A 24,045-nucleotide genomic window follows, 5' to 3' on the forward strand; every position below is an offset into this window, starting at 1 on the left:
GCTTCCTGCCCGGTCAAGCACGCTGACGACAAGGGGTGAAGCCATTTCCATGTCCTTCGGATTTGACCGAATTGGTCCTCCAAAGATCAACCTGCTTTCGTGTGAACACGAAAGCAGACAAGTTGATCGCATGCCAAGTGGTCGAGCATCTTGTCCGTGTTCGAGTGAACACGGGATGCTCGAGCGTCGCAAAAGGCTTGAAAATGAACCACATTTCCTGCGCTTTCGCTCCTTGATGAAGACCAATTCGCCTCAAACCATTTCATCTTCATTCATGAGTTTACGCCCTAGGAAACGAGGGCCGTTTGCTGCGGTTCGTCTGAAACCGGCGCGCCTTCACGCCAGACATCGATGGAGGAGTCGGCCTCTACAAGTGTCCGCATCGAGCGAAGTCTTTTCAGCGTGATTTCGCTCAACAGACTTCCCGTTGCAAGCAACAACCTGTCATCTGTGTCGCGAATATCGGAGGCAAGGAGGTCTCCCGCCTGAAGCTGCAGAACAGGTACGGAAATACGTTGCGCATTCGGGCTTCCGGCAAAATGCTGGTCTCCGCCAAGAACTTTTCGCATGGCCTCAAGTATGCGCGGGTCATAGCGCGGAGCGTTTTGTTTCAGCTCCTCCATACAGGCCAGATAAGATGGCGACTCGCCGGTCGAAATCTCGGCCAGATCGATGAGTGCACACAATACCCGGGCCGCCTCAGGGATGTCTTCTCCCTTGATGTCATCCTTCGGGAACCCGCTGCCGTCAAATCCCTTGCGGCAATAGTAGATCGCATCTGCAATGCCTTCCATTCTGGGGATGTGCAACACAAGGTCGCGTGCCATGGCAGCAGATTCATTCACGACATTCTTTTCCTCAGGCGTTAGCGTAGAACCGCAGAAATATCTCTCGGCAAGGTCGTCGGCCAATGTCAGATAGCCAAGTGTGCAAAGCATCGCGGAGATACCCTGTTCGAGTGAGGGTTTAGCTTCCAGAGCCTTGTTTACCTTGCGCGCCCAACGTTGAATCATCGTTGCGCGCAAGTGAGCTCGCGGACGCGACATGGCAATGACATCGACCAACATCTTGACGCTGCCTGACAATGTCTGTTCAAGCAGCTCTCGTTCAGCTGTGACTGTCTGGTGGTGTGCTATCCCTTCTTCGATTACTTTGGTGAGCGCATCGGAATCGCATGGTTTTGTTAAGAAGCGAAAGATGCGCCCATCATTGACGGCGTTCATCGCCGTCTTCTGGTCGTTGTTCCCAGTCAGCATTATCCGCGTGGTCGATGGGGCTTTTTTTGATATGTGACCAAGCAGTTTAATACCGTCAACACCGGGCATGTTTTGGTCGCTAACCACAACTGCAAACGGACCTACGCTCTTGATTTTTTCCAGCGCTTCTTGCGGACCGTTGGCCGTTACAACGTCTACCGAGCGGCGCAGCACGCGTTTGGCGGCGGCGAGAACGTGAATCTCGTCGTCGACAAGAAGAACTTTGCGGTTCTGTGTCATGCTGCGGCCTCGTTGTTGTTGGTTTGGTTTCCAAACTCATTGATGGCGTTGGCTATCAGCCGCGGCCATTGTTCAAAAGGAGCTGCCGCATTGGTTGCTGCCAGGCCCAGAAGAGAGACATGCAGCACTTGGGGCAGTCCGAATAAGACAGTCAGAAACGCCGCTCGCTTGGCAACCTGAGCGAGCGAGCCTGTGGTGTCGACGGCGCCGCATCGCAGTGCCAGTCCCAACAGGTACGCTGCCGCCAATGCTTCGGGATCATTCGTGAACTCTGCGCATTGGTTTCGGCAGGCGCGTGCGAGCCAATATGCCTCTTCCGTAGCCAGCTCGCTTTCAATCGGTGCTTTGCTGTCCTGACCCAGGCGCGCCGCATCCATGAGATCGCGAAGCCGATCAATCCCGAGGTTCGCTACGGCCCTTCTTACGCAACATGTGCTGACAGGCTTTTTGAAGTAGGCAGAGTTGCTCAGCTGCAGCAGGCGAAGTGACAAACTTGGGTCGCTGCCCACAATTTGATGCACATGCTCGATATTGGGTTCATCAGCATTCAGTGCGCAGCGGAACTCCTCAAAGGTTGTTGCCGGAGTTCCAAGTTTGTCGAGCATGGACAGCTCGAAGCTGCCGTTTTCCACCTGGTCATGCAACTGGGCATTTACAATATCGCACAGCACGGAAAGGATGGCCTCCGGTGAGCATGGTTTGGCCAGAAAACGATGGCTGCGGCCGACGATACGATAGATTTCCTCGAGCTTGGCCTCTCCCGACAAAACGATCCGAATGATTGTCGGGTGGTGTGCAGATATCCATTCCAGCAGCTTCGACCCGTCCACCTCGGGCATTCGCATATCCGTAACAACGATATCGATATTTTCGAGAGTGATGACCTTAACGGCCTCAACTCCGCCATTCGCAAAGTGCATGTCCCATTGATCTCGATAGTGACGCACTTGTCGGCGCACAGCTCTCAAGATGTTGGGTTCATCATCGACAAACAGGATGCTCACTTTGCGGGACATTTTTCTTTTCACCCTCTCGCTACTCACAGCGAGGAAGATAAATGCCAAGAGCGTGCGCCAATATCCCCATTTGGGAACAACGCTTGCCCACGATCATTTTTGTACTCAAATCTGGAGTTTCTTGCCGCTGCTGCCCGTGACGACACGCATGGTTCCCGGCGATAAAATTAATTAAAGCAATGCTTTATGGTTTTCTGCCGCAGATCTGATTGCCGTCTATCTATGGATCAGCAGAAAACTTGTCAGAAGAATCTAGTCCGTCACAACGGTCCGTGAACGAACCAATGCTGCGGGTGTCGTCAGTATCAGTTGCACCAGGTCGACCTGACGTCGGACGCCGGTTTTTTGAAAAATGCGTTTGAGATAAGTCCGGGCTGTCTCCTGGGTGACATTACAGTTCGCCGCCGCGTCCTCAACGGTTCCGCTGTTGGCTATTGTCTGCGCAATCACGGCTTCCACGGGGGTCAATCCAAATAGATCGATCAGACTTTCGGCTGAAGGCGGCTCAAAACGCCCTGGGACAGTGAACATGATTGCAACCCGTTTCTGTCCCAGTGGGGTGATCACTGCGGTAAGCGGCTCAAGATCATGCGGATCGGTTAGCGACACGAATTTTGGCATTTTGTCGATGTCCATGGAGGCCTTTTGCACGGCCTCCTTGAACTCCTGCCGGTCTACCGAAGCATTGACTTTCAAGGCACCGTTGCGATCAACAACGATGCCGCTGTGTGTTTTCAGAACTTCGGCGGCACTGTCATTGTAGTAGACAATCCTGCAATCCCCGTCGACGACGGCGACCGCCGGCGACATGGCGGAAAGCGCCGCTGTCGCCATATTTCCGGGGTGTTCCTGACGGCATCTGATCGCAGACAGGGCGACGTCCAGAGCCTCCACCAGGTTCTCTGCCGAACATGGTTTTGTCAAAAAACGAAAAACGCCTGTCTTGTTGATGGCATCTATCGCAGATGCCAGGTCTGCATTGCCGGTGAGCAGGATGAACTCTGTATCCGCAGTTTGCTGCAGACGTATCTTCTCGATCATTTCGATGCCCGTCATGCCGGGCATGCGCAGATCGCTGACGACCACGTCAAAATGGTCTGAACGCACTAACTCGATTGCTGTCAACGGGTCGGACTCGAAGACTATCTCCCAACGTTCGCGCTCGCCCCGCAGGACCCGGCGAAGGGAATCCAGTACAATGACTTCGTCATCGACGAAAAGGATACGTTGCCGCTCTGCATTCATGCGGCAACACTAGTACCACAAAGTAAAACAAATGTTTAGACGCATAACAAGAAAACATATTGATAATATTTACAAGGGTAGAGGTAGATTTTTTCTTCTATTCGAACTGCGCGATCTGGTGAAAGTCTGCAAAAGCGTATTACTGTTTGTTCAGGACATGCGGCGATAGATTGAGATCTGCGTATGCCATCGGTCTGGCATAAAAAAAGCCTTGTGCAACCTGGTAGCCTATGGAAGCAAACAGATCTCGCTGCGCCGAGGTTTCTATTCCCTCTACTGTCAGTCGGGCCTTCATTTTCTCGGCGATTCCGCCGATCGTCTGCGCAATATGTTGTGCCTTGTCGCATTTCAGAGCCTTTGCGACAAAACTTCTGTCGATTTTCAATTCGTCCCATTCGAAATCGGTCAGATAGGACAGCGCCGAATAGCCAGTCCCGAAATCGTCCAGTGAGATCGAAACGCCAAGCGCCTTCAAACTGGTGAGCGTGTCGAAAATTCTCTTGCTGTCTTTGATGATGGCGGATTCAGTGACTTCCAGCTTTAATCGCGAAGGCTTGAGACCCGTAGCGCTGAGCACATGTCTGGTGAACTCCGGCACATCGTCCTGAACAATCTGGAGCACGGAGAGATTGACCGACACGCATGGGGCACCGCGCATGGCAACCGCGTCTCGGCAAGCGAGTCTCAAGATATGTTGTCCAAGCGGGACGATACTTCCCGTGCGCTCCGCCACGTCAATGAATTCAGTTGGCGGGATCATTCCCAATTCCGGGTGTTTCCAACGTGCGAGTGCCTCCATGCCGACCATTTGGCCACTGATAATGTCAAACTGGGGTTGATACACGGCGTAAATCTCACGGGATTCAATCGCTAACCGAAGCTCGCTCTCGATCTTTCGATTTCGAATTGGCCCGGTTTTAAGAGAAGGCGTATAAACGGCGGTCTCATTGCTCCCGTTCTTGCAAGCCTCTTGCATGGCCAGGTCAGCTCTGAGTATCAGTTCACGAGCGGACAGGCATTCGCTGTTGGCAACGGCAACGCCGACATTGCCATCCAGCCGTGCATAGAAGTTCTCGTGAATGTGTGGAACATTTGCGATTGCCAGCAGGATGTACCCAAGGACCTTGAGTTCGCAATCATCCTCCACATTGTGCACTATAAACGAAAACTCGGCATCTCCGGTCCGTGCAATGTAGTTTCGTTGATCAAGTTTACGAACGTATGTTGCCAGTTCGTTGCTGACATGGGCCAGCATCATGTCTCCACGGCCATAGCCGAAATGAGCATTTATATGTTTCAAACGGCTCAGTTTCAGAACAATCAAACCGAAAGAGGGTGTGTCATCGGCGCTGCTGCAGACCCTGTTCACATGATCGAAAAAAACCTTGCGATTGGGCAGTTGCGTGAGGGCATCGATTTGCCTGCTGCAATCTTGATCGTCGGCAGGGTGGCCACAAGATTCAGGATCACTTTGAAAAAGCCGGTCTTTGGCTTGCGCACCCGTACCCGGATCGAACAAGCACGCAATTCCACTTGCCGCGTCCCCGAGGACCTGGGCAATGCCACTCGATGTCCTGGACATCAGATCCGTTCTACGATTGCCCTTGAACATTCAACTTGCCTTCCCGATCGAACCGCCACACTGGCGGACGAAACCAATTTGTTCCGGCATTAAAGCTGAACGGACGGGCCGAACGATATCCTCATTTGGGGACGCTTGGACACATTGGACGAGAAAACTCCAAAACAGGTGACAATGCTCATGATCCGAGACCTGTCTGGAGCGATCGGCGTCGCCCTGAACGTCAGACAGGTTGCGTCAGTGATCGGTTTGCTGCGCGCGAGGAAACCTCAGTCGGAAGGTCGTTCCTTCCCCAGGTGTGCTGTCTACCATAACCTGGCCGCCATGCTTGACGTGAACGATCTTGTAGACGATGGCGAGACCCTGACCGGTTCCCTTGCCAGGTGCCTTGGTGGTGAAAAAAGGGTCGAAAATCCGCTCTCGGGTGGCTTCATCGATACCCATGCCATTGTCCGAGATCGAAACCTCGACCCATTTTCCGGCTTTGCGTGTTCCAATGCGGATCTGGCCGCCCGCTGATGGCGAGCTCTCCTCGATCGCATCCGCGGCGTTGCCTATCAAATTCAGCAATACCTGGTGCAAGTCGCCCGGCTGACCGATGATCTCGGGCAGGTCTTCGTCAATGTCCTGCTCCAATTCGGCCACATGCTTCCAACTGTTGCGTGAAACCGACACCGTGGTTTCAATGATGCTATTGATATCCACGGCTTGAAGTTCAGCATCGCCTGGATGCGAAAACTCCCGGATCGCCGATACGATGGAGGCGACCTGCTGGAGGCCATGAAGGGATTGCTCGATGGCGACCGGAGCCTCTTCAAGAATGAACTCGATATCGCCTTCTTCATACTGTTCCGAGATCGCGGCCGTCAGATCGGCCAGGATACCTTTTTCGATCACGGCCTCTTTGAGCGGCTCATAGGCCTTCAGCAAGCCGACAATACCATCGTAGAATTCCTGAAAGAACTTTACGTTGTCTCCAACATATTGAATTGGCGTGTTGATTTCATGCGCAACGCCACTCGCGAGCGTGCCCAGCGCTTCCATTTTCTGTGCCTGGTTAAGGCTGCGTTCCAGCAGCTCCTTCTCGGCTTCGACTAACAGATGCTGTCTGATGTCCACCAAAATCCACAGAAGCAGCCCATCGTGCCCGATCTCGGTGCATGAAATTCTGACGGGTAATTTCTCACCATCCGGGCGTGTCACTTCCCCTTCTGCCGTGCTGTCATCGAAACGGGCATGCGGCCCGGAGCGCGCGTTTATCCATGCACTGGTTTCCTCGGATCCTCCGAGAAACGTGGTCAGTGGCGCTGCCAATTCCGGCTTTTGCGGTACGTCCAGAAGTGTGGATGCCGACAGGTTCAATCTGACAATTCGAAGCGCATTGTCCGTAAGGACGAGCCCTGAAGAGCGTGCATTGAAGACAGCACTCAGCAGCGTGCTCTCCTTGTCGAACATGACAAGTGAAGCGGCGAGATCCTGGTTCTTTTCGTAGAGCTCAAGGCTCTTTTTCTCCAAAAGATTCTCAGCTTCCAGTCGAGCATTCCGCTCCCTTGCAAGCCGTCTGACCAAAGTGTCGTAAGGCAGATTTGTCAGGGTCACCTCCTCACGAGTGTAAACTGGGCACATTGGTCGCCGTTCACGTCCGGCAGTTCGGTTCTCGTCAGATCTATTGCCTCACCGTAGTGGTCGATCGCGCCCCACAACAGGCCCTCGGCCAGATCAGCCATACGCCTGCTTGAGCGGTAAACCAGACGGAGTTCGTCATTGCTGACCTGCGTGGCTGTCAGGTGCGGTAATTCTGCATCCGGATAAAGCTTCAGCACATCGACATGGATCTGATCTTCGACCGACCGGACGAATTCAAACAGGCTTTTGCAAGATTCGAAATAGGCAGTGTGCCCAGCCTTGAAGATTCCCAGAAGATGTTTTCCGAATGTTTGCAGCAAGTCGGCGACAGGAACGTTCGATTCCGCGTGCAGACATTTGACAAGCCGAACCATTTCCGCTGCGTCGTAGTTGCCAACTCCTGTGTAAGCCCCATCATTCGCGAGCTCTGCATCAACGATGATCTTTTCGGTTACCTCTGCACCGAATGCCTCGTCGACCAAAGAGAAAAACTCATTGAAAACGATACCTTTCATGGTGTTCTCCTTTTCCGAGACCAGACCTAGCCTCTTATCCCGACGTCCGCAGTACCCATTTGGGGAGCTAAAGGTGAAAATTTATCTTGATTGAACCGCGCCGGGTTTGCCGGGCGGCTCCCTGTGTGGATGCCCCGGTTCATGCAAGTGTCTTTTCCGCCATCGTGCATGTGATCAGGTGCGCCCTGGGCAAACCACCTGATCCGCCACAAAAGTCCCCTGATATCGGATGGCCATTCGGCCATCCGCGCCCATTTCGACGATCACGCCGCGATCATCGCGCTTGGAATCCAGTCCATCGTCAACTTTCCGTTCCTGTCGGACGATGATGAGTGCCTTGGAAGCGTGAACTGCCTCTATACGCGCCTCCCGGCCCATCCGGACCCGGTGCTTGCAAAGGCCGTTGACGACCTTGGGCGGGCTGTAGTGGAGACACTCGTAACACCACCGAGCGATCAAGGCGCCTGACATCTTTAGTGTTGATTGGTTCTGGATTTTGATGGTGCTGCCGGAGAGATTCGAACTCTCGACCTCTCCCTTACCAAGGGAGTGCTCTACCCCTGAGCTACGGCAGCATCCGGTGCGTCTTTAAGAGGCGGGCCGCATGGGGCTTTTCCGGGGGAAAAGCGCGGCTTTAAGGACGCAAATGCCTGGTCCGATCAGCGGGGCCGACCGGATTGAGGGCGCTTTTGCCATATGCGGGCCGGGGACGCAAGCGGTGATTTGGATTTTTTACCACCCTCGAATCCGGCCGGCGGAAGACCTTGCCTCACAGGACGGCTTTCGCCCCGTAACCTCCTGCAAAGGTGCGGGTTTTGCCGCCTGTGGATATCGGCTGCGGTCGGGCTGGGGCTGGTTCATATGGGGAGCCGGGAGCGAAAGGGGGTGTCAAAGCCGGATAGGGGGGCGACATGCGCTGCCCGATGGAAATGCGACACTTGGACCACGCGACTGGATGAAGAGACAGCCCCGATCCAACCGGCAGGGCCGGGTTGCAAGGGAGATGGGGGCGGAAGGCGATGGCTGCATGTCGGCATGGCGGACTGTTCAGCAGAGGGCGGGCTTGGTAAAGAGAAGGGGATCCAGTCATTTGAAGCGCATTGCCATGAGCGAAAAAGATCAGCCCGGCCAACCTGTTGCCAAAGATCCCGGCGAGGCGGCCGGGACCGGGGACAAGGACGTCCGCAAGGACAGGGAAACTTTGCGGCAGGAGCGTCTTGCCGAGGCCCTGAGGGCAAACCTGCGCCGCCGCAAGAGCGCCGCCAAAAGCCGCAAGGAGGAGTGAGGCGCACTGACGGCACGAATCCGGCGATCCGTCTCCCGTTTGATTGCCTCTGCAATGCCCGTGCTCTGCCTTGCATGGGCCACAAGTTGCGTGTAGATCGCAGGACTTGTTTGAATTTGGCCGGATCAGCCTTGATATGAAGATGATCGGCCGTGCGATTTTCACAGCCTGCGTTCATCCGGACGCGGGAGGTTCCAGGAAAAGACCGCGCCGGTTCGCGGTTCGGGTTCGGGGAAGACTATGGACAGTATCAAGGTTGTCGGCGGCAGGGAACTGAACGGGGTCATCCCGATTTCCGGAGCCAAGAACGCGACGCTGCCGCTGATGATCGCCTCGCTCCTGACGGACGAGACCCTGACGCTGACCAACGTGCCGCGCCTGCGCGACGTGGCGCAGCTCACGCAGATCCTTTCCAACCACGGCGTCGACTATTCGGTGAACGGCAAGCGCAACGGCCAGGACGAACTGGCCGGTCAGACGCTGAACCTGACCGCCCGCGAGATCGTCGACACCACCGCGCCCTATGAACTTGTCTCCAAGATGCGCGCCAGCTTCTGGGTCGTCGGCCCGCTGGTCGCCCGCTGCCGCGAAGCCCGGGTCTCGCTGCCCGGCGGCTGCGCCATCGGCACCCGCCCGGTGGACTTCTTCATCGACGGTCTGGCCGCGCTCGGCGCCGATATCGAGATCGAGGCAGGATATGTGGTCGTCAAGGCGCCCGGCGGCCTGAAGGGCGCCCGCGTTGAATTTCCGAAAGTCTCCGTCGGCGCCACCCACACCATCATGATGGCCGCGACGCTTGCGCAGGGCGAAACGGAAATCATCAACGCCGCCCGCGAGCCGGAAGTGGTCGATCTGGCCAAGTGTCTCAAGGCGATGGGCGCGGAGATTGAAGGCGAGGGCACCTCCACCATCCGCATTCAGGGCAAGCCGCGCCTGCACGGTGCGCGCCATGCCGTGGTGCCGGACCGGATCGAGACCGGCACCTATGCCATGGCGGTTGCCATGACCGGCGGCGATGTGCTGCTGCAGGGCGCTCGCTCGGATCTCTTGGAATCGGCGCTGGACACCCTGCGCCAGGCCGGCGCCGAGATCACCCAGACAGCGGACGGCATCAAGGTTTACCGCAACGGCAACGGCATTCAGCCCGTCGATGTGACCACGGAACCTTTCCCGGGTTTCCCGACGGACCTGCAGGCGCAGTTCATGGCGCTGATGACAAAGGCGGGCGGGTCCAGCCGGATCACCGAAACCATCTTCGAAAACCGCTTCATGCATGTGCAGGAACTGGCGCGGCTGGGGGCCAACATCCATGTGGACGGCCGCACGGCGACGGTCGAGGGTGTCTCCACCCTGCGCGGCGCGCCGGTGATGGCGACCGACCTCAGGGCTTCCGTGTCGCTGGTGATCGCCGGTCTCGCGGCGGAGGGAGAAACCACCGTCAACCGCGTCTACCATCTCGACCGGGGCTTTGAGCGCCTGGAAGACAAGCTCACCCGCTGCGGTGCGCAGATCGAGCGGATTTCGAGCTGAAGCTTCACTTCCCGGATACGTTTCACGATATCAGTCCGCCGGGATCCGCTGCTCGATCACCCGCCCGCGCGAGGTGAAGGATGGCCCCGGTCCGCCGCTGCCGCTGGTCATGATCGCCTCGGCGATAGGGCTGAGCGCCGGCGTTGCCGAAGTCCATTCCAGAAGAAAATTCGCACCGACACCGCCCGTGGTGTCGTTGATCGGAACCAGAACGGTTCCGGACTGCAACGGGCCAAGATCGAGCGGATTGTCCAGAAGTTCACGCAAGAGCGTTCCGTCCTCGCCGTGATATTCGACAGACTGCAGCGTGATCGGCGTGTCCGGATCGATGTTGTGGACCGCCAGCGTCGCGGCGAGCAGGTCCGACCGGTCCGGATGGGAAAAGATGCGCGAATAGGCCGGCACATAAACGATCTCACCGAGCACCCTTGCTGCGACTTCCTGCGCATTGGCAGGCGTGAGCAGCACAGCACCGACGACAACGACGAGCGACATCAGGATCTTGATCATGGGCAATCCGGGCAAACGGCTTGAAGAACGCAGGATGATGGTCCACTTTCCCGGAACCCGGTGTCAAGTGCAAGCCGCTGCCGTCACCGGCGGTCCTGATCGGTCCCGGTAGGGCGCTTAAGTTTGCAGGGCGGGAGGGGAAACATCATGGGCGCGCAGACGATCCGGTTTCTGATCCAGCTGGGATTTGCTTTCGCCGGGATGGCCGCCGTGGTTTTGCTGCCGCCCCCCTATGGCCCCACCCTGGGCCTGTTCCTGGTGGTTGCCGGCCTCTGGCTCGGCAGGCGCGTCTTCAGGCGCATCGCAAGACTGGATGAGGAGAAAGCGGACCTGCGGCGACGGTTGGAGGAAGGCAAGGCGGACCTTCGCCGGCGGCTGGATGAGGAGCAATAGCCCCAGGGCACGGCCGGTCTGCCGCATTCGACATTGCCAAAGGCCGGTTTCCGCATTACGTCAACAGCCTTGGGACTGGCGCGCATTGCGCTTATATGCCTTCCGCCCAGAAACGCATGACCGGATCGGAATTCAGGCCAACATGGATCAATTGAAACTCGCCGCCCTTGATCAGGAGGACCTTCAGGTTCTCTCCGCCCATCTGCAGGACGCCGTCCTGACCGTCGCCGATATCCGCTATCTGCCGAAGGAAAAGAAGGCGGTCTTCGTCGTGAACCGGTTTGTCTGGGACAAGGAAACCGACAAACGGTCGAAAAAACACGAACGCCGCCGCTCGGCTCTGGCTTTTGCCCAGGTCAACGCCATGAAGGCGCAGAATATCCGTCAGGATGCCAAGGGCGCCGTGTTGGAACTGCTGGCCGTGACCTTCAAGCCCGGCAAGGAGCCTTCCGGCCAGATCGAGCTTGCCTTTGCCGGTGGTGCGAGCCTGAACCTGGATGTGGAATGTATCGAGGCACAGCTCTCCGACCTTGGCGCTGCCTGGTCGACCCCGAACCTGCCGCAGCACGATCTGGATTGACCGCTCCTAAGCCCGAGGGTGCCGGACCCGCGAGTTGGGGCTGAGAACCGGCAGCGAGAATTACCGCCGAAAAAAATGGAGAATTGCGTGGTTCAACGCCTTTCAGACAAGGACGCCGGGTTTGAGGCGAAATTCGCGGACCTTTTGGCCGGAAAGCGGGAAGTGTCGGAAGATGTCGATCACATCGTCCGGGACATTCTTGAAAACGTCCGCAGCCATGGCGACCGGGCCGTTCTGGACTACACACGCAAGTTCGACCGGCTTGATGCGGCCGATATGGCGGAACTGACGGTTTCGTCCGCGGAGATCGAAGCCGCCGCCGGAAAGGTTCCGCGCGAAACGCTGGATGCGTTGCAACTCGCCCATGACCGGATCCACGCGCATCATGCCCGGCAGATGCCGAAGGACGATCGCTACACTGACCCGATCGGCGTGGAACTGGGGTCCCTGTGGACTGCCGTCGAAGCGGTCGGGATCTATGTGCCGGGCGGAACGGCGAGCTATCCGAGTTCCGTGCTGATGAACGCGGTCCCGGCGAAGGTCGCCGGCGTGGAGCGTATCGTCATGGTGGTTCCCAGCCCGGACGGCGTGCTCAATCCTCTGGTTCTTGCCGCTGCCCGGATCGCCGGCGTTACGGAAATCTACCGGATCGGCGGCGCCCAGGCTGTTGCGGCCCTTGCCTATGGCACCGAGACGATTGCGCCGGTCGCCAAGATCGTCGGGCCCGGCAACGCCTTCGTGGCAGCGGCCAAGCGCCGGGTGTTCGGTACGGTCGGCATCGACATGATCGCCGGCCCCTCGGAAGTCCTGATCGTCGCCGATGGCGACAACAATGCCGACTGGGTGGCAGCCGACCTTCTGGCGCAGGCCGAACACGATACCGCAGCCCAGTCGATCCTGATCACCGACAGCGCGGACCTGGCCGACGAGGTGGAAACCGCCGTCGAGGCGCAGCTGAAGACGCTGCCGCGCGAAGACGTCGCCCGGGCAAGCTGGCGCGATTTCGGCGCCATCATTCTGGTGGACACTCTCGAAGCGGCCATGCCGCTCGCCAACCGGATCGCGCCGGAGCATCTGGAGCTGGCGGTGGCCGACCCGGAAGCGCTGTTGAAAAAGGTGCGCAACGCCGGAGCGGTGTTCCTCGGGCACTATACGCCCGAAGCCATCGGCGACTATGTCGGCGGTTCAAACCACGTTTTGCCGACGGCACGCTCGGCCCGGTTCTCCTCCGGCCTTTCCGTGCTGGAGTTCGTCAAGCGCACGTCGGTTCTCAAATGCAGCGCGGATAATCTGAGAGCGCTCGGCCCGGCGGCCATCGCCCTTGGTGAATCGGAGGGGTTGTCTGCGCACGCGCGCTCTGTTTCCATCAGACTGAACCTGTAGCCGATACCCGAGAGAGGCTTCTGCAGCATGAGCGAACCGCAAGCGGACACAGATCCGAACGCCTCCGGCGGCAAGCTGGTGGATGTGATCCTGGATGAAGCCTCCATTTCCCGTTCAACTCCGGAAGTGGAGCACGACAGGGCGGTCGCGATCTACGACCTGATCGAGGAAAACAGGTTCCAGCCGGTGGGGCATCCGTCCGCCCGGTTTATCCTCGATCTTTCGGTGATCGAAAAGAAACTTGTTTTCCGGATCAAGCTGGAAGACGGGCAGGAGGTCGTCACCCACGTCCTGTCCCTGTCGCCGCTGCGCAAGATCGTCAAGGACTACGACATGATCTGCCAGAGTTATTACGACGCGATCCGCCACGCGACGCCCAGCCAGATCGAGGCCATCGACATGGGCAGGCGCGGTGTTCACAACGAGGGCTCGACCGTCCTCATGGAGCGCCTGGAAGGCAAGGTCGAGGTGGACATGCAAACCGCACGACGGCTGTTCACGCTCGTCTATGCCCTTCACTGGAAGGGCTGACCGGAATGACCGGGCCGGGCCTGCGTCCGACTGCGGTAATGTTCGCCTGCGGGATGAATTCCGTGCGCTCGCCCATGGCCGAGGCCCTGACGCGGACACTGTTTCCCAACCAGGTCTATGTGCGTTCCGCCGGTGTGCGCCAGGGCAAGATCGACCCCTTCGTCGATGCGGTCATGGCCGAAATCGGCGTGGACATGAGCAAGCATCAGCCCAGAACCTTCGAACAGCTGGACGAATCCGGGTTCGACCTGGTCGTGACGCTGGCGCCTGAAGCCCACCACAAGGCGCTCGACATGACCCGCACGGAGGCCGTCGACGTGGAATACTGGCCGACGCTCGACCCGACCCTGGCGACCGGCAGCCGCGAGCAGATCCTGAATGAATACCGGGCCGTCCGGGACCAGCTGATGATGCGCATCAAGAAGCGCCTGGACTGGGCTCCGCCGCCGAGCGGCTGATCTGACCGGTGCACTTCCGGCCTGGATGGACAAGGTTTCCAGCACTTCGAATTGACGTGCAAATGCCGTAATTCCGCGGCTCATGGGTCCCCTGCAGGGCCTGAAAACCCCTATCCGCCGCAGGGGATCTGTATAAGCCGGGGTTTCTTTGGTCGGCTGTCGAAAGAAAGGTTCACTTTCTGTCCCTAATCCGTTAGTTTCCCCCGCACCCGCGGGCAGGACCCGCTTTATTCAGGATATCAAATGGCCAAAGAAGAAGCTCTGGAGTTTCCGGGCGTCGTAACAGAACTGTTGCCGAACGCGACGTTCCGCGTAAAACTTGAAAATGAACACGAAATCATCGCCCACACAGCCGGGCGCATGCGCAAGAACCGTATCCGCGTTCTGGCGGGCGACAAGGTTCTCGTCGAGATGACCCCGTATGACCTCACGAAGGGGCGGATCACCTACCGCTTCAAGTAAGCGGATTGCATGGTGACCCCTGCTGCAAGGTTCGCGTTTTCATGATGAATGCCCCTCAGTTGATCCTGGCCTCCGCATCGCCGCGCCGCCTCGCGCTGCTGCAGCAGATCGGGCTGGAACCGGATCATCTCCTGCCTGCCGATATCGACGAGACGCCGAAGAAGCACGAGACGCCGCGCGCTCTCGCGTTGCGGCTCGCCCGTTCGAAGGCCGAAGCCGTCCGCCAGACGGTCGACGCTTCGGACCGTCTGGCAGACAGCGTGGTCCTTGCCGCCGATACGGTGGTCGCCGTCGGCCGTCGGGCCCTTCCGAAAGCGGAGCTTACGGATCAGGCGATCATGTGCCTGTCGCTCCTGTCCGGCAGGGGACACCGGGTCTTCACGGCCGTTGCCGTGGCTGAGGCCAGCGGCAAGGTGCGTTCCAAGCTGGTGGAAACCCGTGTCCGCTTCAAGCGCCTGTCGCGCAAGGACATGGACGACTACGTCGCCTCCGGCGAATGGCGCGGCAAGGCCGGTGGCTATGCCATCCAGGGACTGGCGGGCAGCTTTGTCGTCAAGCTGGTCGGTTCCTATCCGGCTGTCGTCGGACTGCCGCTGGTGGAGACCGCGTATCTGCTGACCGCGGCCGGATATCCGGTTCACAAGGGCTGGGCGACGGCCGCCGCCTGACCTCGCTCGGGGCATCCGCTCGCTCACACTCAGGAAAGGGGAGGCCGCCATGGCCGGCACCACAGCCCAGAAACCGCAGCGCCGCATGCGCCCCTGTCCGATCTGCTCGAAACTGTCGACGCCGGACGATTATCCGTTCTGCTCCGACCGCTGCGCCAAGATCGACATGAACCGCTGGTTCACCGGAAGCTACGCCATTCCGGCGGTCGAAACCGACGACATTGACGAAAGCAATATCCCGGAAGATTGACCGGTTTGCCCAATTTGTTATTTGGCTAAATTTCCAGCAGCGTGACTTTGCGTAAGTTACTTGCAGCCGTCATAAATCTGCACCAAGATCGCTCTACACCGACAAGCTCGGTCCGTTTGATCTCGTTTGTGGTTTGCCTGGCCGTACCTTCCGGCGGCAAGCCCGCTGGGGATCGGCAGCGGATACGGGAGGTGAGGGCCGGAGCACATGACCTCCGGCTTCGGCACAATAACCAATCCGAAGGGTGAGGGTCCGATGAACAAACGTTTTCTGAGCGCCGCGGTGCTGTCCATGACGACGGCGCTGTCGACAGCAGCTTATGCTGATTATTCGCTGACGATTTTGCACACCAACGACTTCCACAGCCGCATCGAGCCGATCAGCAAATACGATTCGAGCTGCAGCGCCGAAGACAACGCTGAAGGCAAATGCTTCGGCGGCACGGCGCGTCTGGACACGGTCATCAAGGACCGCCGGGCAGCCAGCAACAACGCCATCCTCGTCGATGGCGGCGACCAGTTCCAGGGCACGCTGTTCTACACCTACTACAAGGGCAAGGCTGCTGCCGAGTTCATGAACAAGCTCGGCTACGACGCCATGACCGTCGGCAACCACGAATTTGACGACGGCCCGGAAATCCTGCGCGGCTTCATGGATGCGGTCGATTTTCCGGTTCTCATGTCCAACGCGGATGTCTCCAACGAACCGCAGCTCGCCGACGTTCTCAAGCCTTCCATCGTCATCGAGCGCGGCGGCGAGAAGATCGGTCTGATCGGTCTGACGCCGGAAGACACCGACGAACTGGCCAGCCCGGGCGACAACATCACCTTCTCCGATCCGGTCGAGGCGGTGACGAAGGAAGCTGAAAAGCTTGCGGCCGAAGGCGTCAACAAGATCATCGTCCTCAGCCACTCCGGCTACAAGGTCGACCAGGAAGTTGCCGCCAAGGCGCCGGGCATCGATGTTATCGTCGGCGGCCATTCCAACACCTATCTCTCCAACACGTCGGACAAGGCTGAAGGCCCCTATCCGACCATGGTCGACGGCCCGGACGGCACACCGACCGCCATTGTCCAGGCCTACGCCTACGGCAAGTTCCTGGGCGAATTGAACGTGACCTTCGACGACAACGGTGTCCTCACCGAAGCCGTCGGCGAGCCGATCATCATTGACGGTCAGATTGTTGAAAATCCGGAGCTGGTCGCCCGCATCAAGGCGCTGGCCGAGCCGCTTGACGAAATCCGTCAGGAAGTCGTTGCCCAGGCCACGGCGCCGATCGGCGCCGACCGGGAAGTCTGCCGCGCCAAGGTCTGCGAAATGGGTGTTCTCGTCGCCGACGCCATGCTGGAGCGTGTGAAGGACCAGGGTGTCCAGATCGCCATCCAGAACGGCGGCGGTCTGCGCGCCTCCATTGATGGCGGTGAAATTACCAAGGGCGAGGTTCTCACCGTCCTGCCGTTCCAGAACACGCTGTCCACCTTCGAGCTGAAGGGCTCGGACGTGATCGCTGCCCTTGAAAACGGCGTAAGCCAGGTGGAAGAAGGCGCAGGCCGCTTCCCGCAGGTTGCCGGGCTGAAGTTCAGCTTCGACGCCACCAAGCCGGCCGGCGAGCGCGTCTCCGACGTGATGGTTCAAGATGGTGACGGCTTCGTGCCGCTCGATCCGGAAAAGGTCTACGGCGTCGTCTCCAACAACTACATGCGTGGCGGCGGCGACGGCTATGACATCTTCGAGACCAACGGCATGAACGCCTATGACTTCGGCCCGGATCTGGCCGATGTGGTGTCCGAATATCTCGCCGCCCAGAACGGATACACGGCCTACACCGACGACCGCATCACCGTGAAGTAGGTCTGTTGCCGGCCGGAAACGGCCCTGAACCACGAAAGCGCGCCGCCGCGGCGGCGCGCTTGAGACCGCCTTGTCCGGCGACTTTTGGAACGGCTGATCAATAGCCCCGTCACCCACTCTTGTGGCCGTGCAGGAGGGACGCCGTTTACGGTATCGCGGTCACGAGAAAATTATTGTTTTTCAGCCGTTTAACAGACGGTGACGTTTTCCCCCGTTACCTTGCCGTGAACCGGCAAAAAACTTTGCCGGGACGCTGGACAAGGTCATGGGGAGCCTCTATAAGGACCGGGCTTTCAGCGAACGGACACCGTTCCGGACGCTTCGCAAGGCACGCCCAGATAGCTCAGTTGGTAGAGCAGCGGATTGAAAATCCGCGTGTCGCTGGTTCGATTCCGGCTCTGGGCACCACTTCCCCCTGAATTTCTCTTCAAGACCAAGCTTCTAACGGCCTCATTGTGATCTTGAGTGCCCGTCGGCTTTTACAATGTGCACGTTCGTACAGTGGCGTGTTGTTGTTGCTGTCTGAATAAGAGAAGAGAACTCGGAAATCTGCCGCGGCCTCCCTCGCAATCAACATCGCTGGCGATGGGCACGCAGGGGTCGTAGCTTGGGTGGCAGCCGGACTGCGACTGTGTTACCACCGTCATCAACTCTGTTGAGTGAACCGAAAAAACTGAGTACCTCCCTCGGCTGTCACCCCGGCCAAGCGCAGCGCTGAGCCGGGGCCTACTCGTTCGCAGAGGCTTTGTAGGATATCTCCAAGGCTGCTTCACACACAGCCCCCGGGACAAACAATACGGCGCGCAGGCCCGAAGCGGGTGGCGTCCGCCGATGAACAATCGCCCTTGCTTCAGCAAGCGGCACCGCGAGTGGGCCCCGGGTCTCCGCTTCGCTGCGCCCGGGGTGACACCCGCTGCAAGGAAGCATTGCCAAACCAAGACGGTATCCGCCCGGGCTTCCCCGAAAGACTGGGAAGATTCCTCCGGATACCATGAACCCGATTGCAGCAGCAGCCCCTCGTCCGTATTCCCGGCCAGGTGAAATGCAAACGGAGTCGGAAGAGACGCACACCCTCATGTGAGAAGAGGCTCGGCCAAAGATCCGCCAGTTCACCGATCCCGGATCTGCGCGACACTGCATCCGGGATAGCGACCGTGAGGGCGGTTCTCAGCCGCTCCATACATTCAACGGAGGTGATGACGAATTGAAGGGTCGTCAGCACTCCGAGCCGCTTTGAGAAATGCGGTCTGTGCCTGCCTTACGGCGCCACCTGCACATCCAGCAGCGCCATCGTTCCCTGTTCATCGATATGCTTCAGCGCCGCTTCGATCGCACCCGGCAGGTCCGCGCCGTGTTCGACGCGTTGGGCGTGGGCGCGGCTGGCGCGGGCGATCATTGCGAAGTCGGGGACCGGCGAGAGGCCTGTCAGGGGCACCTGGTTGCTGCGGGCGGCGTGGCCGTCGGGATAGAGGCCGAGCACCGACTGGCGGACGGCGCCCCATTCCGCGTTGTTGAGGATGACCAGCAGGATGGGCAGCCGGTGGGCCTCGGCGATCTGGTGGCAGGCGACCGGATTGGAAAAGATGTAGGAGCCGTCGCCCATGGTGGCGACGATGGTGCGTTCCGGCGCGCCGATCTTCATGCCGAGCGCCGCCGGGAACGACCAGCCCAGCCCGCCGGAATGCGGTTCCTGAAACCAGGCCTTGGCGTGGGTGAGGGACATGGCGTCCATCGGGCAACCCAGTTCGGACAGAACCGAGGCGTCCCGTCCGGCCAGCGCTTCGGACAGGCACAGGCTGACCCAGCTTTTGGTCATCGGGTCCCGTTCGCCGGATTTTGCGGAGGCAATGGCCTTCTGGCGGGTTCCGGCGTTCGTGTCCGCCCAGAACCTGCGCCTTGCTTCCTCCCGCCCTGACGGGGTGAATACCTCGAGTTTCTTTTTCAGGGCCAGCAGACCAGGCTCGACATCCGCAGCAAGGGCCAGATCGCACTGGAAGTTGCGCACCGGCACGCGGCTGAAAAGCGGGTCCTGGGCAAGATGAATGACTTTCGCGCCCGGGCGCGGGCCGTGAGCGTCCGGCGCCCAGGGGGCGAGGCAGTCGATCACCAGAATGACGTCCGCCTTTTCCAGCAGCGGGGCGGGCGGGGCGGCCGCGGCCATGGGGTGGTCGCTGTCGATGGCGCATTGCACGGCCCAGTACTGGCACACAGGTATGCCCCATTTTTCCGCCAGCTCGCTGAGCGCGGCAAATCCGTCCGGACCGCCCGCGCCGTGCTGGGCGAAGATGACCGGGTTTTCCGCTTCCGCGAGCCATTTTGCTGCCGTCTCGAAATCCGCGTCGCTCAGGCCCGGGCGGGCAGGGCGCATGATCGGGGGAAGGTCGAGCTGCTCAGTGCCTGTCGGCTCGCACAGGACCTCGCGCGGCAGGCTGACGTAGACGGGACCGCGCGGCGCGGTCTCCGCGATGGCCTTCGCCCGGTCTGCGGTTTCCACCGCCTGTTCGGGAAACCGCAGCTCGTAATCCCATTTCGACGCTTCGCGCACCAGGGCCGTCTGGTCGCGCATTTCCTGGCCCCAGCCGATGGGCACCGTCCGCGAACCGAAACGGTCTTTTTCCGTCGTCGGCGTGCGCCCGGAAAACAGCAGCACGGGGACATGTTCGGTGGCCGCGTTGATCGCGCCAATGGAACAGTTGGCAAGGCCCACATTGGTGTGCGCCATCACCGCCGCCGTCTTGCCGGTGGCAAGATAATAGCCGTGCGCCATCCCCATGGCGGCCGATTCATGCGGAATGACCAGGCTTTCCGGCAGGTCTATGCCGCTTGCGGCAGCTTCCGCGAGGCCCTCGATGATCGGCGGGAAGTCGGTGCCCGAATTGGCGAAGATGTAATCGATACCGAGTGCTTTCAGCCGGGAGAGCAGCGCGCCTCCGCACGTCATCGTGCCCGACCCGGTCTTGCCTGCCGGGGATGCGGATTTACTCTTCTGCGCTGGGGACTTCGGACCTGCCGCCGCCATCTTGACATTCTCCATTATTACTATAATAGTAACTTATATATCTTATATTGAAATAATAGAGATCATCCGTCAACAGTCCCGTTTGCGGATCAGGAAAGCAGGCTCATTCGGCGATGGTGGCGCAGATCAACGGTTCCGTGGTGAAGGCCTTTGAAATCCTGAAGCTATTCAACGCGGACAGGACGGTGATCGCCGCTGCCGACGTGATGGCCGAACTGGGCGTGAATGCCGTCACCGCGCATCGTTTCCTCAAGACGCTGGAGCACGTCGGCGCGCTCATTGCCGTTGAGCGCGGCCGCTATCGGCTGGGGTTCCTGTTCGCCGGTCTGGCGGAGCGGCTGCTTGACGGCGGCTCGCTGGCGGGCCTTCTGCAGCCGGCCCTGAACGCGCTCACGGATCGTCTTGGTGAAGCCTCCATGGCAACCCTGTTCCGCTCGGACAAGGTGGTCTGCATCGCGCGCGCCGTGCCTGACCGGCCCGTGCTGGTCGATATCCGCGTGGGCTCGGAACTTGAGGCCTGGTGCACCGCGCACGGCAAGCTCTGGCTGGCGCATCTGCCGGACAAGGAATTGGACGCCTATTTCAAGCGGGTCGAGCCGAAGACGTTTACCGGCGCGACCATCATCGGCGAGGACGCGCTGCGCGCGGAGCTTGTAAAGGTCCGCCGCGACGGCTTTGCGGAAAACCGCGGCGAGCGGGAAGACACGCTCCACGCAGTCGCCGTGCCTCTGTTCAGCGGTAGCGGCCGGATGATCTCGGGCGTGTCGGTCTTTGGCCCGGCAGCGCGCCTGTCGGGCGCCGGAGCAGGCAAGGCATTGGCGCAACTGAAAGCCACGGCGGAAAATCTTCGCAGCAGCCTTGCTGCTGAACCGCAGAGATAACCGGCGGGAAGCAGGACGGTTTCGATCCCTGCAAGGCGTGCCGCTCCGAGCGTGCCGAAACCACCCTGACCTAGCTATCCGCTGCCGAACATCAGTGTCGTCAGCAGCGTGATCACCGCGACAGCTGCAAGGTTCACGAGAAAGCCCGCCCGCATCATCTGGGGAATGCTGACCTGCCCGGTGCCGAAAACGATGGCATTCGGAGGGGTCGCCACGGGAAGCATGAAGGCGCAGGAGGCGGCAATGGCGGCCGGCGCGGCAAGGAACAGCGGATCGAGGCCGGCCTGAACGGCGACAGCGCCGACAACAGGCAGGAACGCCGCTGTCGTCGCCGTGTTGCTCGTCAGCTCGGTCAGAAAGATGACGAGCAGTGAAACAGCCAGCACAAGCGCGAACACCGGCCAGGTTTCGAAAAAGGACAGGCCGTTGCCGATCCACGAGGCAAGGCCGGTCTTGTCGACCGCCTGAGCCAGGCTCAGGCCGCCGCCGAACAGGATGAGAATATCCCAGGGAGCCCGCTTCGCCCAATTCCAGTCGAGCAGAAAGACGCGCGCATGGGTGCCGGAGGGGATCAGAAACAGCAGGAGTGCGCCGGAGACTGCGATGCCTGCGTCATGAAGACCGGACAGCCCGGTCAAGTCGGCGGTCAGGGGATTGAAGATCCAGAGCGCCGCGACGAGCGCGAATACCGCCGCGACCCGTTTTTCCGCGGCGCTGACCGAACCCATTTTGTCCAGTTCCTGCCTTATGACCTCCGAGCCCGTCTGGGTGGATGTGTCTTCCAGGTGAAAATCCACCCTGGTGAGCAGAAACCAGGTGATCGGCAACATTGCCAGAACTACCGGGAGAGCGATGACCATCCAGTCGAGAAACCCGACATGAATGCCATGGCGTTGCTCCATATATGCGGCGAGCAGGGCATTGGGCGGCGAGCCGACAAGGGTGGCCAGTCCCCCTATCGATGCGGAATAGGCAACGGCGAGCAGAAGCGCGGAGGAGATGCCGGACTTTTCGCGTTGTCCCGCATCCGTGAGGACCGACGTCAGGGACACGGCCAGCGGCATCATCATCATGGCTGTCGCCGTGTTGCTGATCCACATGCTCAGGAAGGCCGTTGCCGCCATCACGCCGCCAATCAGCGCTGAGGGGCTGCTGCCGACGACCGACAGGATATGAAGCGCGATGCGACGGTGGAGGTTCCATCGCTGCAGGGCCAGCGAAATCAGGAAACCGCCGAGAAACAGAAATATCAGCGGATTGGCGAAGGGGGCGGCCGTCTGGCCGAAGTCGGAGATGTCGAACAGCGGAAAGAAGACAAGCGGTAACAGGGCCGTCGCGGCAACCGGCAGCGCCTCGCTCGCCCACCAGATCGCCATCCAGACGGCGATGGCGGCTGTCGCCCAGCCCTGGAACGTCAAACCTGCCGGAACAGGCAGAGCCAGCATCATCAGCGCGGCAGCCGGACCGGCCAGCATGCCGGCCAGACTGTAACCTTTCAGGACCGTCTGCCCCTCTTCGCTCATGTCTTCGCCGATACCATGTCGGGGCGGACGCCGTTTCGGCGCGCGAGCCCGAACCCCGGGGCAGGCAGCGCGACTATCGGAACATCGAGTAAGGACAAGGTCTGGTTTCCCTCAAGGCTGCGCTCGAATCTCGTGACATTTCTTGGCTCGGTCAAGCATCGGCCCCACCGTGCCACGGCAAGGATCGAAGCGGAATATATTTCATTTGCCTGCTGCCAGCTCCGGCTCTTCAGCCAGGACCCGACCCATCGCCGATGGCCCTCAGCACTTCTCTGGCGACCACTTGCGCAACAGGCGTCAGCACCTGACCCTTGCGCGTCAGGAAGGAATAGGTCTCCACCGACAGCGGCAGGTCGCTTTGAAGTTCCGTGAGTGTTCCGGGTGTTCCGTCGGTGCCTTCGGCAAAACTTCTGGCGACGGACTGGGCGACCGGAGCGATGGCGTTGGTTCTCTGGACGGTCGCCAGCGTGAACAGGAAGGAGGAGGTGGTCAGCACTCTGGAGGGCAGGGTCAGCCCCTTGTCCCGCAACGCCTGTTCCGCCGTTGCCCGGATCGGCGTTCCGGCCGGGGGCAGAACCCAGTCGAAGCCGAGAAGGGCTTCCGCCGGTATGGGAGTGCCGGTTCGTGTCAGCGGATGATCGATGCGGGCGATGATCGACGCCGGTTCCCGAAGGAGTGGCCGTTCCTCGAAAAGGGCAGGGTCCTCATCCACGGGCACCCGGCTGAGAGAGAAATCCAGCCGCCCGTCCTCCAGTTTCGGCGCAAGGTCGCGGCTGGGGGCAACATCGACGGAAATCGAGATGTCCGGGTAACTGAGCCGGATATGGCGCAGCGCGGGCAGCACATATTCGATGGCCGGTCCGGTAACCGAGCCGATGCTGACATGGCCGCTCTGGCCGGACATATGCTGCTCGATGTCCCGGCCCGCGTCGCCGAGTTCCTGCAAGATGCGCACGCAGCGTTCCGCGAGCTTTCGGCCCACGTCGGTCAGCTCGATACCCCGGCCGCTGCGCACATAGACGGCGGCTTCCGTGATCCGTTCGATCTCCGAAATCAGCCGTGAGGCTGCCGGTTGGGTGATGCCGAGCGCGGTCGCGGCGTTGGTCAGTCGCGATTGCCGCGCCAGTTCGGCGAGCAGGCGCAGATGCGAAATTTTCAGGCCGCGCCGCAGCAGGTCCAGGCTCATGATGGCTCGCTTCAGGAGAGATCAAATCTATACCGATATGGATATGTAACGATAA

At 59.8% G+C, this 24,045-nt stretch carries 23 protein-coding genes and 2 tRNA genes; 13 read left to right on the top strand and 12 right to left on the bottom strand.

Features of this window, described 5'->3' with window-relative positions; translation table 11 throughout:
* Positions 1 to 287: 287 nt before the first annotated feature.
* The 8 genes from Q1B40_RS06615 to Q1B40_RS06650 all read right to left on the bottom strand — a co-directional run bounded on the left by Q1B40_RS06615 (position 288) and on the right by Q1B40_RS06650 (position 8,055).
* Positions 288 to 1,496 carry an HD domain-containing phosphohydrolase gene (locus Q1B40_RS06615; RefSeq protein ID WP_299811654.1) on the bottom strand — a complete coding sequence of 403 codons (1,209 nt, stop codon included), beginning with the start codon at positions 1,494 to 1,496 and terminating at the stop codon, positions 288 to 290.
* Entirely contained in the window at positions 1,493 to 2,560 is a 1,068-nt protein-coding gene (locus tag Q1B40_RS06620) for a response regulator (protein ID WP_299811656.1), read from the bottom strand. The genes Q1B40_RS06615 and Q1B40_RS06620 overlap by 4 nt, the downstream gene beginning before the upstream one ends.
* Before the next feature lie 204 nt (positions 2,561 to 2,764).
* On the bottom strand, positions 2,765 to 3,757 hold the full coding sequence (locus Q1B40_RS06625) for a response regulator (protein WP_299811658.1): 993 nt from the start codon (positions 3,755 to 3,757) through the stop codon (positions 2,765 to 2,767).
* 139 nt (positions 3,758 to 3,896) lie between these two features.
* On the bottom strand, positions 3,897 to 5,369 hold the full coding sequence (locus Q1B40_RS06630; RefSeq protein ID WP_299811660.1) for a bifunctional diguanylate cyclase/phosphodiesterase: 1,473 nt from the start codon (positions 5,367 to 5,369) through the stop codon (positions 3,897 to 3,899).
* A 207-nt stretch (positions 5,370 to 5,576) separates the two neighbouring features.
* On the bottom strand, positions 5,577 to 6,938 hold the full coding sequence (locus Q1B40_RS06635) for an ATP-binding protein (protein ID WP_299811662.1): 1,362 nt from the start codon (positions 6,936 to 6,938) through the stop codon (positions 5,577 to 5,579).
* Entirely contained in the window at positions 6,935 to 7,480 is a 546-nt protein-coding gene (locus Q1B40_RS06640) for a heme NO-binding domain-containing protein (RefSeq protein ID WP_299811664.1), read from the bottom strand. Before Q1B40_RS06640 ends, Q1B40_RS06635 begins: the two co-directional genes overlap by 4 nt.
* Positions 7,481 to 7,654: 174 nt before the next feature.
* Entirely contained in the window at positions 7,655 to 7,939 is a 285-nt protein-coding gene (locus Q1B40_RS06645) for a hypothetical protein (protein ID WP_299811666.1), read from the bottom strand.
* Between the two features lie 41 nt (positions 7,940 to 7,980).
* Positions 7,981 to 8,055: transfer RNA gene (locus Q1B40_RS06650), tRNA-Thr, on the bottom strand.
* 530 nt (positions 8,056 to 8,585) lie between these two features.
* Here Q1B40_RS06650 and Q1B40_RS06655 point away from each other — a divergent pair.
* Together Q1B40_RS06655 and murA are read left to right on the top strand one after the other, a co-directional pair.
* Positions 8,586 to 8,765, top strand: a complete 180-nt coding sequence (locus Q1B40_RS06655; protein WP_299811668.1) for a hypothetical protein — start codon at positions 8,586 to 8,588, stop codon at positions 8,763 to 8,765.
* Between the two features lie 240 nt (positions 8,766 to 9,005).
* Positions 9,006 to 10,295 carry a UDP-N-acetylglucosamine 1-carboxyvinyltransferase gene (murA, locus tag Q1B40_RS06660; RefSeq protein ID WP_299811670.1) on the top strand — a complete coding sequence of 430 codons (1,290 nt, stop codon included), beginning with the start codon at positions 9,006 to 9,008 and terminating at the stop codon, positions 10,293 to 10,295.
* 30 nt (positions 10,296 to 10,325) lie between these two features.
* Here murA and Q1B40_RS06665 read toward each other — a convergent pair whose 3' ends face one another.
* Entirely contained in the window at positions 10,326 to 10,805 is a 480-nt protein-coding gene (locus tag Q1B40_RS06665) for a DUF3124 domain-containing protein (RefSeq protein ID WP_299811672.1), read from the bottom strand.
* A gap of 147 nt (positions 10,806 to 10,952) precedes the next feature.
* Here Q1B40_RS06665 and Q1B40_RS06670 point away from each other — a divergent pair, with 147 nt between their 5' ends.
* The 10 genes from Q1B40_RS06670 to Q1B40_RS06715 all read left to right on the top strand — a co-directional run bounded on the left by Q1B40_RS06670 (position 10,953) and on the right by Q1B40_RS06715 (position 17,789).
* Positions 10,953 to 11,198, top strand: a complete 246-nt coding sequence (locus tag Q1B40_RS06670; RefSeq protein ID WP_299811674.1) for a hypothetical protein — start codon at positions 10,953 to 10,955, stop codon at positions 11,196 to 11,198.
* Between the two features lie 142 nt (positions 11,199 to 11,340).
* Entirely contained in the window at positions 11,341 to 11,778 is a 438-nt protein-coding gene (locus Q1B40_RS06675) for a DUF2948 family protein (RefSeq protein ID WP_299811676.1), read from the top strand.
* Positions 11,779 to 11,853: 75 nt separating this feature from the next.
* Entirely contained in the window at positions 11,854 to 13,161 is a 1,308-nt protein-coding gene (gene hisD, locus Q1B40_RS06680) for a histidinol dehydrogenase (protein WP_299811678.1), read from the top strand.
* Positions 13,162 to 13,188: 27 nt separating this feature from the next.
* Positions 13,189 to 13,692 carry a UPF0262 family protein gene (locus Q1B40_RS06685; protein WP_299811680.1) on the top strand — a complete coding sequence of 168 codons (504 nt, stop codon included), beginning with the start codon at positions 13,189 to 13,191 and terminating at the stop codon, positions 13,690 to 13,692.
* A 5-nt stretch (positions 13,693 to 13,697) separates the two neighbouring features.
* Complete coding sequence (locus tag Q1B40_RS06690; RefSeq protein ID WP_299811682.1) at positions 13,698 to 14,150, top strand: low molecular weight phosphatase family protein; 453 nt, start codon at positions 13,698 to 13,700, stop codon at positions 14,148 to 14,150.
* Positions 14,151 to 14,393: 243 nt separating this feature from the next.
* Positions 14,394 to 14,612, top strand: a complete 219-nt coding sequence (infA, locus tag Q1B40_RS06695; RefSeq protein WP_068413114.1) for a translation initiation factor IF-1 — start codon at positions 14,394 to 14,396, stop codon at positions 14,610 to 14,612.
* 41 nt (positions 14,613 to 14,653) lie between these two features.
* A complete protein-coding gene (locus Q1B40_RS06700; protein ID WP_299811686.1) occupies positions 14,654 to 15,280 on the top strand; it encodes a Maf-like protein in 627 nt (208 codons plus the stop codon).
* A 49-nt stretch (positions 15,281 to 15,329) separates the two neighbouring features.
* Positions 15,330 to 15,530, top strand: a complete 201-nt coding sequence (gene yacG / locus Q1B40_RS06705; protein ID WP_299811688.1) for a DNA gyrase inhibitor YacG — start codon at positions 15,330 to 15,332, stop codon at positions 15,528 to 15,530.
* Positions 15,531 to 15,785: 255 nt separating this feature from the next.
* A complete protein-coding gene (locus tag Q1B40_RS06710) occupies positions 15,786 to 17,381 on the top strand; it encodes a bifunctional UDP-sugar hydrolase/5'-nucleotidase (protein WP_299811690.1) in 1,596 nt (531 codons plus the stop codon).
* A gap of 332 nt (positions 17,382 to 17,713) precedes the next feature.
* Positions 17,714 to 17,789, top strand: a tRNA-Phe gene (locus Q1B40_RS06715).
* A gap of 850 nt (positions 17,790 to 18,639) precedes the next feature.
* Here the strand turns inward: Q1B40_RS06715 and Q1B40_RS06720 are convergent.
* A complete protein-coding gene (locus tag Q1B40_RS06720) occupies positions 18,640 to 20,400 on the bottom strand; it encodes a thiamine pyrophosphate-requiring protein (protein ID WP_367279110.1) in 1,761 nt (586 codons plus the stop codon).
* A gap of 113 nt (positions 20,401 to 20,513) precedes the next feature.
* Between Q1B40_RS06720 and Q1B40_RS06725 the strand changes: the two genes are divergently transcribed.
* Positions 20,514 to 21,281 (top strand): IclR family transcriptional regulator, encoded by a 768-nt coding sequence (locus Q1B40_RS06725; RefSeq protein WP_299811692.1) that lies wholly within the window; start codon positions 20,514 to 20,516, stop codon positions 21,279 to 21,281.
* 74 nt (positions 21,282 to 21,355) lie between these two features.
* On the opposite strand, the gene Q1B40_RS06730 is transcribed toward Q1B40_RS06725, so the two are convergent.
* Together Q1B40_RS06730 and Q1B40_RS06735 are read right to left on the bottom strand one after the other, a co-directional pair.
* Positions 21,356 to 22,804 carry a DASS family sodium-coupled anion symporter gene (locus Q1B40_RS06730; protein ID WP_299811694.1) on the bottom strand — a complete coding sequence of 483 codons (1,449 nt, stop codon included), beginning with the start codon at positions 22,802 to 22,804 and terminating at the stop codon, positions 21,356 to 21,358.
* Positions 22,805 to 23,033: 229 nt separating this feature from the next.
* Entirely contained in the window at positions 23,034 to 23,990 is a 957-nt protein-coding gene (locus tag Q1B40_RS06735) for a LysR family transcriptional regulator (RefSeq protein WP_299811696.1), read from the bottom strand.
* Positions 23,991 to 24,045 lie beyond the last annotated feature (55 nt).

It is taken from the genome of uncultured Roseibium sp. (assembly GCF_947496995.1).
In the GTDB taxonomy this organism is placed as follows: domain Bacteria; phylum Pseudomonadota; class Alphaproteobacteria; order Rhizobiales; family Stappiaceae; genus Roseibium.